The sequence below is a fragment of the Anaeromyxobacter sp. K genome, from assembly GCF_000020805.1.
Lineage (GTDB): Bacteria > Myxococcota > Myxococcia > Myxococcales > Anaeromyxobacteraceae > Anaeromyxobacter > Anaeromyxobacter dehalogenans.
Map to the genome: position 1 here is coordinate 4,651,367 of NC_011145.1, position 14,181 is coordinate 4,665,547.

Consider the following 14,181-nt stretch of genomic DNA (forward strand, 5'->3'; position numbering starts at 1 on the left):
CCCGCCACCAGGAGGTCGACCCCGTGCGCCGCTCCGCCAGCGCCGTCGCCGCGCTCGTCACGCTGGGTGCCGTGCTGCTCGCGGCGCCGCTCGCCTGCCGGCGCGGCGGCGATCCGGCCACCCGGCCGCTGCGCGTCGGCCACTTCCCCAACCTCACCCACGCGCAGGCGCTGGTGGGCTTCGCCGACGGGACGTTCGCGCGCGCGCTCGGCGGCCGGGTGGAGGCGAAGCAGTTCAACGCCGGCCCGGCGGCGATCGAGGCGCTGGCGAGCGGCGACCTCGACGCCGCCTACGTCGGCCCGGGCCCGGCCACGGTGGCCTACCTGCGCACGCGCGGCGACCTGCTCCGCGTCGTCGCGGGCGCGACCTCCGGCGGCGCGGTGCTGGTGGTGCGCGACGCGCGGCGCGCCGCCGACCTCGCCGGCCAGCGGGTCGCGAGCCCGCAGCTCGGGAACACGCAGGACGTCGCGCTCCGCACCTGGCTCTCCGCGCAGGGCCTCGGCGTCGGGGACGGGCCCGGCCAGGTGCGGGTGTATCCGGTGGCGAACGCGGAGATCCTCGGGCTGTTCGCGCGCGGGGAGCTCGCCGCGGCGTGGGTGCCGGAGCCGTGGGGCGCGCGCCTGGTGGCCGAGGCCGGCGGGCGCATCCTGCTGGACGAGCGCACGCTGTGGGAGGGCGGCCGCTTCCCCACCGCGGTGCTGGCCGTGTCGCGCCGCGCGCTGGAGACGCGGCGCGCCGACGTGCTCGCGCTGGTGCGCGCCCACCTCGAGCTCACCCGCCGCTGGGAGCGGGATCGCGAGGCCTTCGCGCGCGCCGCGAACGCGGCGTTCGGGGCGCTCACCGGCAAGCCGCTCCCCGAGCCGGTGCTGCACGACGCGTTCTCGCGCATCGACCCCGCCTCCGACCCGATGGCCGCGCAGCTCGCGCGCATGGCGGAGCAGGCGCGCGCGCTGGGATTCGCGCCCGCCGGCGAGGTTTCGGGTATGGTCGACGGCTCCCTGCTGCAGGAGCTGTCGGCCCCATGAAGGATCGCCTCCCCGCCGCGCTGCTCGCGCTCGTGCTCGCCGTCCTGGCCTGGTCCGGGATCGGCCCGAAGGACCGCGGCACCTGGCTGATGGAGGTCGCGCCGGTGCTCCTGGTCGTGCCGGTGCTCGTCGCGACCCGCCGGCGCTTCCCGCTCACGCCGCTCCTCTACGTGCTCGTCGCGGTGCACGCGGCGGTGCTGTGCGTGGGCGGGCACTACACCTACGCCGAGGTGCCGGCCGGCTTCTGGGTGCGCGACGCGCTCGGGCTGGCCCGGAACCACTACGACCGCCTCGGCCACCTCATGCAGGGCTTCGTGCCCGCGCTGGTGGCGCGCGAGCTGCTCCTGCGCACCTCGCCGCTGCGGCGCGGGCGCTGGCTGGCGGCGCTCGTCACCTGCGTCGCGCTCGCCATCTCCGCGGCCTACGAGCTGGTGGAGTGGCTGGCGGCGGTGCTGCTCGGCCAGGGCGCGGACGCGTTCCTCGGGACGCAGGGGGATCCGTGGGACACGCAGTGGGACATGTTCCTGGCGCTCGTCGGCGCGGTGCTGGCGCAGGCGCTCCTCGCGCGCGTGCACGACCGGGCCATCGCGCGCCTCGGCGCGAGGCCGGGTGGCGGCCGCGCCGGCGATCGGGTGGCGGCGTGAGGCTCCGGTCGATCGCGATCGCCGCCCTCGCCGCGCTGGCGTCCGGCTGCGCCGCCACGCGGCCGCTGCCCGCGCCGGACTTCGCCGCGCCGGCCGCGCCGGCCGCCCCGGACGCCGCCGCCGGACCGGGCGCGCGCGCGCCGGACGCAGGGGTGGACGGCGGTGCGGACGCCGCCGCCGAGCCGGTGGTCACCTCCGCCGTCGCGCCGGAGGACGCGGCCCACCCCGAGGGTGCGCCGGAGGCGCCGCGCGACCCGGCGCTGGAGCGGCTGCGCGACGAGGTGCTGGAGGCGGCCCGGGCACGGCTCGGCGCGCGCACGCGGCTCGACTGCTCCGGCTACGTGCTCGCGGCGCTGCGGGCGGCGGGGCTCACCCCGCGGCTCGGGCCGGCCCGCTCGCGCTCGGAGGCGCTGTACCGCGCCTCGCGCCCGGTGGAGCGGCCGCGGCCCGGCGACCTGGTCTTCTTCCACGACACCTACGATCGCGATCGGAACGGCCACGGCGGCGATCGGTTCACGCACGTCGGCCTGGTGGAGGCGGTGGACGGCGACGCGGTGACCATCCTGCACCGCGGCGGCCGCGTGGTGCGCATCCGCATGGACCTGGCCCGCCCGTCCGATCCCACGGCCAACGACCCGGTGCGCATCGCGCGGCGACGCGACGCGCGCGGGACCCGGTACCTGGCGGGCGAGCTCTTCGCCGCCTACGGGGAGTTGCTGGACGCCCGCGTCACGCAGATGTTGCAGGGAGGCCGCGCGGCCGTGCCGCGCGCGCGCCATCCTGCGGCACGATGACGGACGACCGGATCCCACTGGACGAAGGCCAGGCCGCCGAGGTGGCCGTGGACGCCGCCGCCGGCACGGTGGTGGTGCGGATCGGCCGGCTGCAGCGCATCCTCTCGCTCGACGAGGCGCTGCTCGTCTCGGTGCAGCGCTTCCGGCGCCCCTGGCGCACCGCGCTGGCGCGGACGCTCACCCGCCTCGGCGACGGGAAGAGCTGGACGGTCATCGGGCTCGCTTGCATCGCGAGCGCCACCCAGCGCGGCGCGCACCTCGGCCTGCGCATCGGCGCGGCCACCGGGATCGCGACGCTCCTCTCGCAGGCGCTGAAGCGGAGCCTCACCCGCGCCCGGCCCGACGCGGCCATCACCGGCTTCGAGGCGCTGGCGGCGAACCCGGACCGCTTCTCGTTCCCCTCCGGTCACACGGCGGCCGCGTTCGGCGTGGCGATCGCGTTCGCGGACGAGCCGGCCGGCCTCGGGCCCGCCGCCCTGCTCCTCGCGGTGGGGATCGGCCTGTCGCGCGTGTACCTGGGCGCCCACTACCCGCTCGACGTCGTGGCGGGCGCGGTGCTGGGCGTCTTCGGCGGGCTGGCGTCGCGACTGCTGGTGAGCTGAGGAGCGTCCGGGCGCGGGTCGCGCCGGCGGCCGCCGATGGAGCCGCGTCGGGGCCTCACTCCTGCGCACAGGGCCCGCGCGCGGCTGCGCCGCACGACGACCTCACGCGTCGTCGGCTACTCCGACGTCGCGGGCGCGTCCTGGTCGGCGCGGCTGCGCGGGTGGCGCACGTCGGTGCCCTGCACCATGTAGACGACCATCTCGGCCAGGTTGGTGGCGTGGTCGCCGAAGCGCTCCAGGTGCTTCGCCGCGAACATGAGCGAGGTGGCCCGGCGGATGTTGCGCCCGTCCTCCATCATCAGCGCCAGCAGGTCGTTGAAGATCTTGAGGTAGAGCGCGTCGAGCAGGTCGTCGCCGCGCATCACCTCCTGCGCCTTCTCCACGTCGCGGGTGACGAACGCGTCGAGCGCGCGCTTGAGCTGCGCCTCCGAGAGATCCGCCAGCTTGGAGAGATCGTGCAGCGGCACCAGCGACGGCGCCTGGTTGAGGTCGAGCGCGCGCTCCGCGATGTTGACCGCGAGGTCGCCCATGCGCTCGAGGTCGGTGACGATCTTGAGCGCGGTGGTGATGAAGCGCAGGTCGGAGGCGGCCGGCTGGCGCAGCGCCAGGATCCGGCGGCAGCCGCCGTCGATCTCCACCTCCATCCGGTTGATCTCGCGGTCGCGCAGCTTCACCTGCTCCGCGAGCGGCGAGTCGCGCTCCACGATCGCGCGCACGCTCGCGGCGATGGCGCGCTCCACCTGCCCGCCCATCTCCAGCAGCCGGTCGCGGAGCGTGCGGAGCTCGGCCTCGTACGACTTGTCGGTGTGCGTCGCCATGGCGTCCCCGTCCCGGAGCTTACCCGATCCGCCTACCCGAACTTCCCGGTGACGTAATCCTCGGTGCGCTGCTCGCGGGGGTTGGTGAAGATCTGCTCGGTCGGCCCCACCTCGACGAGATCGCCCATGTAGAAGAACGCGGTCTGGTCGGAGACGCGGGCCGCCTGCTGCATGTTGTGCGTGACGATCGCGATGGTGTAGCGGGCCTTCAGCTGGTGGATGAGGTCCTCGATCTTGGCGGTCGCGATGGGGTCGAGCGCGCTGGCGGGCTCGTCCATCAGCAGCACCTCCGGCTCGACCGCCAGCGCCCGGGCGATGCAGAGGCGCTGCTGCTGCCCGCCCGAGAGGCCGAGCGCGCTCTCGCCCAGCCGGTCCTTGACCTCGTCCCACAGCGCCGCGTTCACCAGCGAGCGCTCCACCCGCTCGGCGAGGGCGGCGCGGTCCTTCATGCCCCCGACCCGCAGCCCGTAGGCGACGTTCTCGAAGATCGACTTCGGGAATGGGTTCGACTTCTGGAACACCATGCCCACGCGGCGGCGCAGCTCGACCGCGTCGATGTGCCGGTCGAACACGCTCTCCCCGTCGAGCAGGATCTCGCCGTCGGCGCGCGCGCCGGGGATGAGGTCGTTCATGCGGTTCAGCGCGCGCAGGAAGGTGGACTTCCCGCAGCCGGACGGGCCGATGAGCGCGGTCACCTGCCGGTCCGGCAGCGCGAGCGAGATGTCCTTCACGGCCGGCTTCTCGCCATAGCGGACGGAGAGGTGGCGGGCCTCCATCTTGGGGACCGGGGCGGCGGCGGGGGCGGGGGCGGGCAGGCTCATGTCAGTGACCGGCCGCGGCGCGGCGGCGGGTGCGGGTGCGGATGGCGATCGCGACCAGGTTGAGCGCGAAGGTGAGGGCCAGCAGGACGAGCACGGTCGCGTACAGCAGCGGCCGGGTGGCCTCCACGTCGGGCGACTGCGTCGCGAGCACGTACACGTGGTAGCCGAGGTGCATGAACTGCGAGAAGGGCGAGCCGGGCAGGTCGGGCAGGAAGTAGGCGACGCCGGTGAACAGGATGGGCGCCACCTCGCCCGCGCCGCGCGCCACCGCCAGAATGGCGCCGGTGAGGATGCCGGGCAGCGCGCCGGGCAGCACCACGCGCGCGAGCGTCTGCGACTCGGTGGCGCCGAGCGCGAGGCTGGCGTCGCGCAGCTCGCGGGGCACGGCGCGCAGCGCCTCCTCGGTGGACACGATCACCACCGGCAGCGTGAGCACCGCGAGCGTGAGCGAGGCCCAGATCAGCGCGGGCTGTCCGTAGTGGAGCGTGCCCGGCTCGGACAGCGCGCGGTCCAGGCCGCGGCCCACGAACTGGATGAAGAAGCCCAGGCCGAACAGGCCGAACACGATGGACGGGACGCCGGCCAGGTTCGTCACCGCCACGCGCACCGCGCCGGCCAGGCGCGATCGGGGCGGCGCGTACTCGTGCAGGTAGATGGCGGTCGCGACGCCCACCGGGAGCACCGCGACGGTCATGAGCAGCGTCATGACGGCGGTGCCGTAGATCGCCGGGAAGATGCCGCCGCCGGTCATCCCCTCCTCCGGGGCGGCGGTGAGGAACTCCCAGCTGACGCGCGCGGCGCCGCCGCGGACGACGTCCCACAGGATGACGCCCAGCATGGCCACCACCAGGAAGGCGGCGGCCCCGGTGAGCAGCGCCAGCGCGCCCCCGACGGCCTTGCGGCGGCGGACGGTCACGCCGCCCCCCCGGACATGCGGCGCACCAGGCGCTTCACGAAGGCGGCGGCGAGCGCGTTCAGCACGAAGGTGAACAGGAACAGCTCGACGCCGATGAAGAACAGCACCGAGTAGTGCGCGCCCCCGAACACCACCTCGCCCATCTCCGCGGCGATGGTGGCGGGGAGCGTCCGCACCGAGTCGCCCAGGCTCCAGGAGGTGATGGCCGCGTTGCCGGAGGCCATCAGCACGATCATGGTCTCGCCGATGGACCGCCCGAAGCCGAGGACCACGCCGGCGAGGACCCCCGGGGCGGCCGCGGGCAGGATCACCCGGAACGCCGTCTCCCAGCGCGTGGCGCCGAGCGCGAGCGAGGCCTCGCGGTAGGCGCGGGGCACCGCCTGGAGCGCGTCCTCGCTCACCGTGAAGATGACCGGGATGACCGTCAGCGCCAGCCCGAGCCCGGCCACCACCGCGTTCAGCCGGAACGTGAAGCCGAACGCGGACTGCAGCCAGGTCGCCATCACCATCAGGGCGAAGAAGCCGAGCACGACCGAGGGGATGCCGGCGAGCAGCTCGATGACCGGCTTCAGCACCTCGCGCAGGCGGCGCGGCGCGAACTCCGAGGCGTAGAGCGCCGCCGCGATGCCGACCGGGACCGAGACCAGCATGGACACCGCCGTCACCTTCAGCGTGCCGACGAACAGCGGGATCATCGAGTACTTCGGCACGCCGCTCACCGGCTGCCACATGTAGCCGGGCGGCCGGTTCGGGCGGAGCACCTGCGGGAGGAACATCTTGCCGAAGCTCGCCTCGCCCCGGACCTCGGGGTCGGTGAGCAGCGGCAGCGCCTCGCGCGCCACGAACACGAAGATGAGGACGACGGCGGCGATCCCCGTGAGCGCGATCAGGGTGATGATCCCCCGGATCGCCGCCTCGCGGAGCTGCCGCCGCCGGATGGAGGGGAGAGGGCGGTCCTCCCCCCTCCGGAGCGGTGCGATGGCCGGCACGGACGCGGATTCAGCCATGGCTCGATTGCGCGGACGTGGCGGCCGTGTGACGGGACGGTGACGACGTCCCTACTTGATCGGGAAGTAGCCGACCTTGGTGACGAGCTGCTGGCCCTCGGGCGAGAGGCAGTAGTCGATGAACGCCTTCACCTCGCCGGCCGGCTTCGCGCGCGTGTACATGAACAGCGGGCGGGCCAGCGGGTACTTCCCGCTCTTCACGTTCTCGGCGCTGGGCGCGTACGCCTGGCCGTCGGCGCCCACCACCTTGACCTCCTTCACCCCCTTGGCGTACGCGGCGCCACCGTACCCGATGCCGCCCTTCTCCTTCGCGACCGCGTTCACCACCGCGGCGGTGCCGGGGAGCGTCTGCGCGGCCGGGGCGTAGTCGTCGCCCTTCAGCACGTGCTCCTTGAAGAACACGTACGTGCCCGAGGAGTTCTCGCGGGAGTAGAGGACGATGCGCTGGTCGGGGCCGCCCACCTGCTTCCAGTTGGTGACGTCGCCCACGTAGATCTGGTGCAGCTGGTCGATGGTGAGCTGCGCGACCGGGTTCGACGCGTTCACGTACAGCGCCACGCCGTCCTGCGCGACCGGGATCTCGGTGGGGAGCACGCTGTAGCGCTCGCGGACCTTGCCCTTCTCGTCGGACTTCATCGAGCGCGAGGCGTTCGCGATGTCGGTGGTGCCGTTGATGAGCGCGGCGATGCCGGTGCCGGAGCCGCCGCCGGTGACCTGCACCTTCTTGCCGGGGTTCTTGTTCATGTAGTCCTCGGCCCAGCGCTGGGCGAGGATCACCATCGTGTCGGACCCCTTCACCGTCACGGCGGCGGAGGCGAGGGCCGGGACCGCCGCGGCGAGGGCGGCGAGGGTGAGCAGCATGCGCTTCATGGAGTTCTCTCCTTGTCGGTTGGCTGCAATCTAGATCTCGACGAGGGAGGCCCGGTGACGGTCGCGTGACGACCGCGTGAACCCGTCACCGGGCCGCCGGACGCCTAGAACTTCGCCTGGAGCTGCGCGATGAAGCTGTCCTTCTTCGGGTCGGACGGCGCGGTGTCGCCCTTCTCCCGGTTCATCGGGTGGTAGTAGGCGACCGACAGCTTCAGGTTGCTGCTGAGGATGGTGTGCAGCGCCGCCGAGACCTCGTCGGTGACGAAGACCTTCCCCTGGTTCGCCGCGAGGTTGCGGTCGAGCTTCACGTTCGGGTTGAACGTGTCGTAGCGGACGGCCACCTGGTTCCAGGGCCCGACGTTCTGGGTGAGGATGACGTCCCAGCCGTAGCCGATGAGCCCCAGGCTGTCGCCGGCGCCGCCCGCGCCCGTGCCGATGGCGGTCTTGCCCCACACGTACTCGCCCTTGAGCGCGGTGCCGCCGACCGGGAGCAGGTCGAGGTAGAGCTGCAGGTCCGCGCCGAGGCGCACGCGATCGTAGGTGGCGTTGGTGGCCGAGGTGTAGTCGATGGTCTTGCCGTACCAGCCGGACACGCCGCCGGTGATCATGCCCAGGTCCACGCCGAGGCGGCCGATCACGTCCTTGCGCTGGTCGTTGTCCTTGCCGGCCGCGCCGTCCACGCCGTTGCCGTTGAAGACGCCCACCTTGAAGCTCACCGGCCCGTACGCGCCGCGGAGCGCGACGCCGAGGTCGTACTCGCCCTTCAGGAAGTGGCCTGCGAACATGGCGCGCTCGAGCAGGTCGAGGTCGGAGGAGGAGCGGACGCCCACGTCGTAGCCGAACGGCATGAGCTGAAGGCCGGCGTCCACCGCGAAGCCCTTCAGGAAGGGCAGCTTGAACGAGGCGTACGCCTCCTTCAGCCCCACGCCGGAGGGCGTGGCGTCGAGCTGGACCACGTACTGCGCGAGGTCGGTGTCGTAGACGGCCTTGAAGCGGCCGCGGCGGATGTAGAAGCCGTCGCGCTGCGGCGCGCCCTTCTCGTACTGCGCGGCCTCGAGCCAGCCGAAGCGCGGCTGGACGTAGCCGGAGAACTTGAGCTTCTTCAGGCCGGAGACGTCGGTCTTCATCTCGGCGAGCTGCTCGGCCAGGGCGTCCACCTGGCCCTTGAGCGCGGCGGTGTCGACCTCGGAGGACTCCGCGGGCGCGGAGGACGCCGGCGCGGCGGCCTCCTGCGCCAGCGCCACGGGCGCGAGCCCGACGGCGAGGATGGCGGCGACGATACGGTTCATGGGTTCCTTGCCCCTGTCGTGTTGGACGACGAGCGGATGCTCGGTTCGGGGGCTTTGTAGGAACCCGGCGTGGCGCGCCCACGGCGCCGGGGTGACGCTTGCGTGAAGCGGTCACGCTCGGTGAACGATGCGTGACGGACGCGCGAGCGGCGGGTGACGAGGGCGCGCCGGAGGCGCCGCGGCGGTCACGCGGCCGGCAGGCGGGCCCAGAGCCGGGTGCCGCCGGCGCCGCTCTCGACGCCGACCTCGCCGCCCATGCCCTGGACCAGGTGCTTCACGATGGCGAGGCCGAGGCCGGTGCCGCCCTGATCGCGCGAGCGGCCGGAGTCCACCCGGTAGAAGCGCTCGAACAGCCGCGGCAGGTGGTGGCGCTCGATGCCGGGGCCGGTGTCGGACACCGAGACCACCCAGGCGTCGCCGTCGCGCGCCGCCGACACGGTCACCGAGCCGGCGGCGGTGTACTTCACGGCGTTGTCCACCAGGTTCACGAGCACCTGCTCGAGCGCGCGCCCGTCGGCGCGGACGACGGCGCCGGCCGGGACCTCGGCGCGGAGCGCGAGCCCCTTCGGGCGCGCGGCGGAGGCGAACAGCTCCAGCACCTGCCGCGCCAGCGCCCCCAGCTCCACCGGCGCCAGCTCGAACGTCCACTGGCGCGACTCGATGCGCGAGAGGTCGAGCAGGTCCTGGGTGAGCCGCGAGAGCCGCTCGGCGTGGCGCGCCACGATCTCCACGAACGCGCGCGCCGCGGCGGGGTCCTCCACCGCGCCGGAGAGCAGCGTCTCCGCCGCCGCCCGGATCGCGGCGATGGGCGTGCGCAGCTCGTGGCTGGCGTTCGCGACGAAGTCGCGGCGGGTGGCCTCGGCCCGCCGGGCGTCGGTGACGTCGCGGAGCAGCACCAGCACCTCGCCGCGCAGCAGCGGCGAGAGCGCGGCGAGGTAGGTGCGGCGCTGGATGGGCAGCTCCAGCCGGCGCGCGGTGCCCTCCAGCGCGCGCTTCACGGCCTCCGACAGCTCCGCGCTGCGGGTGATCTCGAGCGGCGTCAGGCCGGCGGCGCGCCCGCTCGCGGCCAGCGTGTCGAAGGCGGCGTTCGAGGCGCGCACCCAGCCGTCCCGCGAGATGAGCGCGGCGGCGTCGGGCAGCGCGGCGAGCAGCTCCTGCTCGGCCGGCACGCGCAGCGCGGAGAACCGCCGGCGCTCGCGCTCGGCGAGCAGCTCCTCCAGCTCGCGCACGTCGCGGCCCAGGTCGGCGGGCGGCCCGCCCGACAGCTCCGCCCGCAGCGCGCGGATCGCGGCCGCCAGGGGCGATCTCGACAGCACGCCGCCCTCAGCGCTTCTCGCTCGGATCCACGAGGCGATAGCCGATCCCCCGCACCGTCTCCAGCAGGTCCCGTCCCGAACCCAACTTCTCACGGAGCCGCTTCACGTGCGTGTCCACCGTGCGCGTCTCGACCTCGGCGGACATCTCCCACACGTCCTCGAGGAGCTGCTCGCGCGACTGCACGCGGCCCAGCCGCGACATGAGCGTGGTGAGCAGCTTGAACTCGAGCGGCGTGAGCACCACCTCCGCGCCGTCCACGTAGGCGCGGTGGGACTCCACGTCCACGCGGATGGGCCCGACCGACTCGGGCGGGCGCTCCGACGGGCGCGCGCCGGCGCGGCGGAGCACCGCCTTCAGCCGGAGCACCAGCTCGCGCACGCTGAACGGCTTCGTCACGTAGTCGTCGGCGCCCAGCTCGAAGCCGACCACCCGGTCCACCTCGTCGCCCTTGGCGGTGAGCATCACCACCGGGACGTGCCGGGTGCGGGGGTCGGACTTGATCTGCCGGCACACCTCGGTCCCCGAGACGTCGGGCAGCATGACGTCGAGCAGGACGAGGTCCGGCACGCGGCGGCGGAGGTGCGAGAGCGCCTGCTCGCCGGTGGTGGCGAGCAGCGTCTCGAACCCCGACGCGCGCAGGTTGAAGTCGAGGAGCGAGAGCAGGTCTCGCTCGTCGTCCACCAGGAGAACGGACGTCACGCCCACACCTTAACGCAGGGCCGGGTGACGGGCGCGTGGCGGCCGTGCCACGGAAAGGTGAAGTCGACGCCGGCGGGGGTAGGATGGCGGGATGCGCCCGGCCGCCGCAGCCCTGCTCCTGCCCGCCCTCGCCTGCGCCGCCGGCGCGCGGCCCCCGTCCGCGCTGGACGCCGCGGACGCCGGGCCGAGCCGCTGCCTGCTCGTGGCGCCGTTCGAGAACGCCAGCGACGCGCCGCACGCCGGCGAGGCGGCCACCGCCGCGGTGCGGGCCGCGCTCGACCCCGCCCGGACCGCCGCGCTCGCCGACGACGACCTGCGCGCGCTGTTCCGCGAGACGCCGCTCGAGCTGCCGGAGGGCGTCTCCCCCTCGCTCGCGCTCGAGCTCGCCGAGCTGACCGGCGCGGACGCGGCGGTCTACGGCGCGGTGGAGGGCCGCTCGCGCGACGCGGCCGCGCCCGCCCTGCTCGTGTCGCTGCGCGTGGTCGCCGCCGGCCGCCGCGAGCTGCTGGTGGCCGAGACGGTCCCGGTCCGCCCCGGCGCCGGCGAGGCGCCCGAGGACGCCATCCGGCGCGCCCTCGCCGCGACGCGCCCGGCGCTGGCGCGCCTCGGGGACGCCTCGGGGCGCCGCTGCTTCGACCCGGCCCGCCTCGGCGCGCTGCGCGGCGTCGCGATGGCGGAGGTGCGCCGCCAGCCCGCGCCGGCGCCGGCCGCGGTGGTGGTGCCGGTCGCCGCCCCGGCGATGCCGGCGGCGTCCGCGCCCGCGGCGGAGCCGGCGGGCACGCGCACGCCGCGGCAGGCGGACTGGGCGCGGCGACTTGCCGCAGGCGAGCGCTTCGTGCTCGAGGACGCCGCCTTCGCCGGACGGACCGCGGAGCTCCAGCGCGACGGCGGCCTGGCCGACCTCGTGCTCGCGCTCGCGGCCGCGCCGGGTGTGGCGGTCCGGGTCGAGGCGTTCGTGGACGCCACGCCCGACGCGCAGGCCGACCAGCGCCTCTCGCAGGCCATGGCCGATGCGGCCATCGGGCGCCTGCGCGAGCTGGGCGTGGCCGAGCGGCGCCTCTCCGGGGTCGGATACGGCGGGGAGCGCCCGCTCCTCCCCAACTTCACCGTTCGTGGACGTACCGCGAACCGGCGTCTCGAGATCGTGGGGCACGCCGAGCCGTGACGGCGGGCGCAGCCGGTCGTCCCTTGGCTGCGGGGGAGGTAGCATCGGACGCGTGGAAGCCAGTCAGCCGGGCCGGACGCCAGCGGTGATGGCGCTCGCGCCGCCGCAGGATGCGGCGGTGCGCTCCGCGTTCGCGTCCACGCCGCTCGCGTGGCTGCTGGGCGCGTTCGCCACCATCCTCTCGGTGGGCGCGGTGGACTCGCTCACCCGCAGCGACGTCTCGCTCATCCTCTTCTACCTGGTGCCCATCGGCTTCGGGACCTGGTTCGTCTCGCTGCGCTGGGGCACGGCGCTGGCGGTGGCGAGCGCGGCGGTCTCCACCGGCGCCGACGTGCTGTGGCGCCTGCAGCACGCCGCGCAGGACCTGGCCATCGGGACCCAGGTGTGGAACGGCTTCATGCTGCTCGGCACCGCGACCGCGCTGGTGCTCGTGCTCGGCGCGCTGAAGGGCCGCCTGGAGGGGCAGGAGCTGCTCGCCCGCACCGACGCGCTCACGCAGATCGCGAACCGGCGCGCGTTCATCGAGGCGGCGCAGCTCGAGCTGGAGCGCGCCCGCCGCCACGGCCGGCCGCTCACGGTGGCGTACGTGGACTGCGACGACTTCAAGCTCGTGAACGACCGGCTCGGCCACGCCGAGGGCGACGCGCTGCTCGTCACGGTTGCGCAGACGCTGCGGGGCGGCACGCGCGCCGTGGACGCGGTGGCGCGCCTCGGCGGCGACGAGTTCGGCCTGCTGCTGCCCGAGACCGACGCGGCCATGGCCGACGCGCTGCTCGGACGCCTGCTGGCGACGCTGCAGACCGCGGTCACGCGGCACGGTGGCTGGAAGGTGGGCTTCTCGGTGGGCGCCGCGGTGTTCCTGTCCCCGCCGGACGACGTGGACGACCTGATGGCCCGCGCCGACGAGCTCATGTACGGCGCCAAGCGGCACGCCAAGGGCTCGATCCGCCTGGACGTGTTCGGGGGGATCGCGCCGGTGGCCGCGGACGGGACCGATCCGCGGTAGACAGGGGCATGCGCTTCTTCGCCACCTGCGCCAAGGGCACCGAGGGTGCCCTGCGGCGCGAGCTGTCCGGCCTCCGCCTCCCCGCCGTCCGCGGCGACCGCGGCGGCGTCTCGTTCGAGGGGGCGCTGGAGGCCGGCATGCGGGCCTGCCTGCACGCGCGGACCGCCATGCGCGTCCTGCTGGAGCTGGCGCGCTTCCCGGCCCCGGACGCGGCGGCGCTGTACGAGGGCGCGCGCGCGGTCGCGTGGCAGGACTGGCTCGACGTGCGGACCACGCTGGCGGTGGAGGCGACCGTCTCCTCGACCACCATCACGCACTCGGGCTTCGCGGCGCTCAAGGTGAAGGACGCGGCGGTGGACGTGCTGCGCGAGCGGCTGGGCGCGCGCCCGGACGTGGACCCGAAGGACCCGGACGTGCGGATCGTGCTGCACCTCGCCCGCGACGAGGCCACGCTGTCGCTCGACCTGGCCGGCGCGCCGCTGCACCGGCGCGGCTACCGCGCGGTGACCACCGAGGCGCCGCTCAAGGAGACGCTGGCCGCGGCGGTGCTGCTGCTCGGCGGCGTCGACCCGGCGCTCCCCTTCGCCGACCCGATGGCCGGCTCCGGCACGCTCGCCATCGAGCACGCGCTGCGCGCCCGGCGCATCGCGCCCGGCCTGGACCGCGCGTTCGGCTTCCAGCGCTGGCCGGGGTACCGCGGCGGCCCGCAGTCGGCCTGGGACCGCATGAAGGCGGCGGCGCGCGCCGAGATCCTGCCGCGGGCGCCGGCGCCGATCGTGGCGCGCGACGGGCACCCGAAGGCGATCCAGGCGCTCCGCCTGAACGCCGCCGCGGCGGGCGTGGAGGCCGACCTCGAGATCTCGCAGGCCGACGCGCGCGACCTCCAGCCGTCCGCCGACGTGGGCGCCATCGTGACGAACCCGCCCTACGGCGAGCGGCTGGGCGGCGGCGGCGAGGGCGCGAGCGCGGCCGAGGCACGCGTCGCGGGCAAGAAGCTGCAGGGCTTCTACCGCGGCCTGGCCGAGATGCTGGTGCGCCACCACGGCTGGACCGCGGTGCTGCTCTCCGGCAATCCGCTCCTCGAGCGGGCCATCCCGATCCGGCCCGCGGTGGATCACCGGCTCTGGAACGGGCCCCTCGAGGCCCACCTGCTGAAGTACGAGCTCCCGTGACCTCCTTGCGGAGCGCCGGACCCCGCGCCTAACGTT

Annotated in this window: 15 protein-coding genes; 7 read left to right on the plus strand and 8 right to left on the minus strand. The window is 74.7% G+C overall.

Translation table 11 applies throughout. The features are described 5' to 3' along the window. Positions 1–23: 23 nt before the first annotated feature. From ANAEK_RS20660 to ANAEK_RS20675, 4 genes are read left to right on the plus strand one after another with little or no spacing between them, the layout of a single operon-like run. Entirely contained in the window at positions 24–1,025 is a 1,002-nt protein-coding gene (locus tag ANAEK_RS20660; protein ID WP_012528070.1) for an ABC transporter substrate-binding protein, read from the plus strand. Then, entirely contained in the window at positions 1,022–1,669 is a 648-nt protein-coding gene (locus ANAEK_RS20665; protein WP_012528071.1) for a DUF2238 domain-containing protein, read from the plus strand. The genes ANAEK_RS20660 and ANAEK_RS20665 overlap by 4 nt, the downstream gene beginning before the upstream one ends. Beyond that, entirely contained in the window at positions 1,666–2,463 is a 798-nt protein-coding gene (locus tag ANAEK_RS20670; protein WP_012528072.1) for a C40 family peptidase, read from the plus strand. The genes ANAEK_RS20665 and ANAEK_RS20670 overlap by 4 nt, the downstream gene beginning before the upstream one ends. Continuing rightward, positions 2,460–3,065 (plus strand): phosphatase PAP2 family protein, encoded by a 606-nt coding sequence (locus ANAEK_RS20675; protein ID WP_012528073.1) that lies wholly within the window; start codon positions 2,460–2,462, stop codon positions 3,063–3,065. The genes ANAEK_RS20670 and ANAEK_RS20675 overlap by 4 nt, the downstream gene beginning before the upstream one ends. 116 nt (positions 3,066–3,181) lie before the next feature. Here ANAEK_RS20675 and phoU read toward each other — a convergent pair whose 3' ends face one another. The 8 genes from phoU to ANAEK_RS20715 form a co-directional block, all read right to left on the minus strand. Continuing rightward, positions 3,182–3,883 carry a phosphate signaling complex protein PhoU gene (phoU, locus tag ANAEK_RS20680; RefSeq protein WP_012528074.1) on the minus strand — a complete coding sequence of 234 codons (702 nt, stop codon included), beginning with the start codon at positions 3,881–3,883 and terminating at the stop codon, positions 3,182–3,184. Positions 3,884–3,915: 32 nt separating this feature from the next. Continuing rightward, on the minus strand, positions 3,916–4,659 hold the full coding sequence (gene pstB, locus ANAEK_RS20685) for a phosphate ABC transporter ATP-binding protein PstB (RefSeq protein ID WP_198137482.1): 744 nt from the start codon (positions 4,657–4,659) through the stop codon (positions 3,916–3,918). Positions 4,660–4,705: 46 nt separating this feature from the next. Next, a complete protein-coding gene (gene pstA / locus ANAEK_RS20690) occupies positions 4,706–5,620 on the minus strand; it encodes a phosphate ABC transporter permease PstA (RefSeq protein ID WP_012528076.1) in 915 nt (304 codons plus the stop codon). Then, entirely contained in the window at positions 5,617–6,627 is a 1,011-nt protein-coding gene (pstC, locus tag ANAEK_RS20695; protein ID WP_012528077.1) for a phosphate ABC transporter permease subunit PstC, read from the minus strand. Before pstC ends, pstA begins: the two co-directional genes overlap by 4 nt. Positions 6,628–6,678: 51 nt before the next feature. Then, positions 6,679–7,497, minus strand: coding sequence for a phosphate ABC transporter substrate-binding protein (locus ANAEK_RS20700; protein ID WP_012528078.1), 819 nt, complete (start codon positions 7,495–7,497; stop codon positions 6,679–6,681). 104 nt (positions 7,498–7,601) lie between these two features. Next, positions 7,602–8,786: a porin gene (locus tag ANAEK_RS20705; protein WP_012528079.1), complete on the minus strand. Its 1,185-nt coding sequence runs from the start codon at positions 8,784–8,786 to the stop codon at positions 7,602–7,604. A 185-nt stretch (positions 8,787–8,971) separates the two neighbouring features. Beyond that, a complete protein-coding gene (locus tag ANAEK_RS20710; RefSeq protein WP_012528080.1) occupies positions 8,972–10,102 on the minus strand; it encodes a cell wall metabolism sensor histidine kinase WalK in 1,131 nt (376 codons plus the stop codon). Between the two features lie 7 nt (positions 10,103–10,109). Then, the gene (locus ANAEK_RS20715) at positions 10,110–10,802 is read right to left on the minus strand and encodes a response regulator (protein WP_012528081.1); all 693 of its coding nucleotides are present in this window, start codon (positions 10,800–10,802) and stop codon (positions 10,110–10,112) included. 91 nt (positions 10,803–10,893) lie between these two features. On the opposite strand from ANAEK_RS20715, the gene ANAEK_RS20720 reads away from it, so the two are divergent. The 3 genes from ANAEK_RS20720 to ANAEK_RS20730 are packed head-to-tail and all read left to right on the plus strand — an operon-like array spanning position 10,894 to position 14,145. Further along, entirely contained in the window at positions 10,894–11,967 is a 1,074-nt protein-coding gene (locus ANAEK_RS20720) for an OmpA family protein (RefSeq protein ID WP_012528082.1), read from the plus strand. 52 nt (positions 11,968–12,019) lie between these two features. Then, positions 12,020–12,973, plus strand: coding sequence for a GGDEF domain-containing protein (locus ANAEK_RS20725; RefSeq protein WP_232288300.1), 954 nt, complete (start codon positions 12,020–12,022; stop codon positions 12,971–12,973). 8 nt (positions 12,974–12,981) lie between these two features. Beyond that, on the plus strand, positions 12,982–14,145 hold the full coding sequence (locus tag ANAEK_RS20730) for a class I SAM-dependent RNA methyltransferase (protein ID WP_012528084.1): 1,164 nt from the start codon (positions 12,982–12,984) through the stop codon (positions 14,143–14,145). Positions 14,146–14,181 lie beyond the last annotated feature (36 nt).

Coding starts and splice junctions, on each gene's coding strand:
- ANAEK_RS20665 (WP_012528071.1), top strand. CDS start 1,022: ATGAAGGATCGCCTCCCCGCCGCGCTGCTCGCGCTCGTGCTCGCCGTC.
- ANAEK_RS20705 (WP_012528079.1), bottom strand. CDS start 8,786: ATGAACCGTATCGTCGCCGCCATCCTCGCCGTCGGGCTCGCGCCCGTG.
- pstB (WP_198137482.1), bottom strand. CDS start 4,659: ATGGAGGCCCGCCACCTCTCCGTCCGCTATGGCGAGAAGCCGGCCGTG.
- ANAEK_RS20720 (WP_012528082.1), top strand. CDS start 10,894: ATGCGCCCGGCCGCCGCAGCCCTGCTCCTGCCCGCCCTCGCCTGCGCC.
- phoU (WP_012528074.1), bottom strand. CDS start 3,883: ATGGCGACGCACACCGACAAGTCGTACGAGGCCGAGCTCCGCACGCTC.
- ANAEK_RS20730 (WP_012528084.1), top strand. CDS start 12,982: ATGCGCTTCTTCGCCACCTGCGCCAAGGGCACCGAGGGTGCCCTGCGG.
- pstC (WP_012528077.1), bottom strand. CDS start 6,627: ATGGCTGAATCCGCGTCCGTGCCGGCCATCGCACCGCTCCGGAGGGGG.
- ANAEK_RS20675 (WP_012528073.1), top strand. CDS start 2,460: ATGACGGACGACCGGATCCCACTGGACGAAGGCCAGGCCGCCGAGGTG.
- ANAEK_RS20700 (WP_012528078.1), bottom strand. CDS start 7,497: ATGAAGCGCATGCTGCTCACCCTCGCCGCCCTCGCCGCGGCGGTCCCG.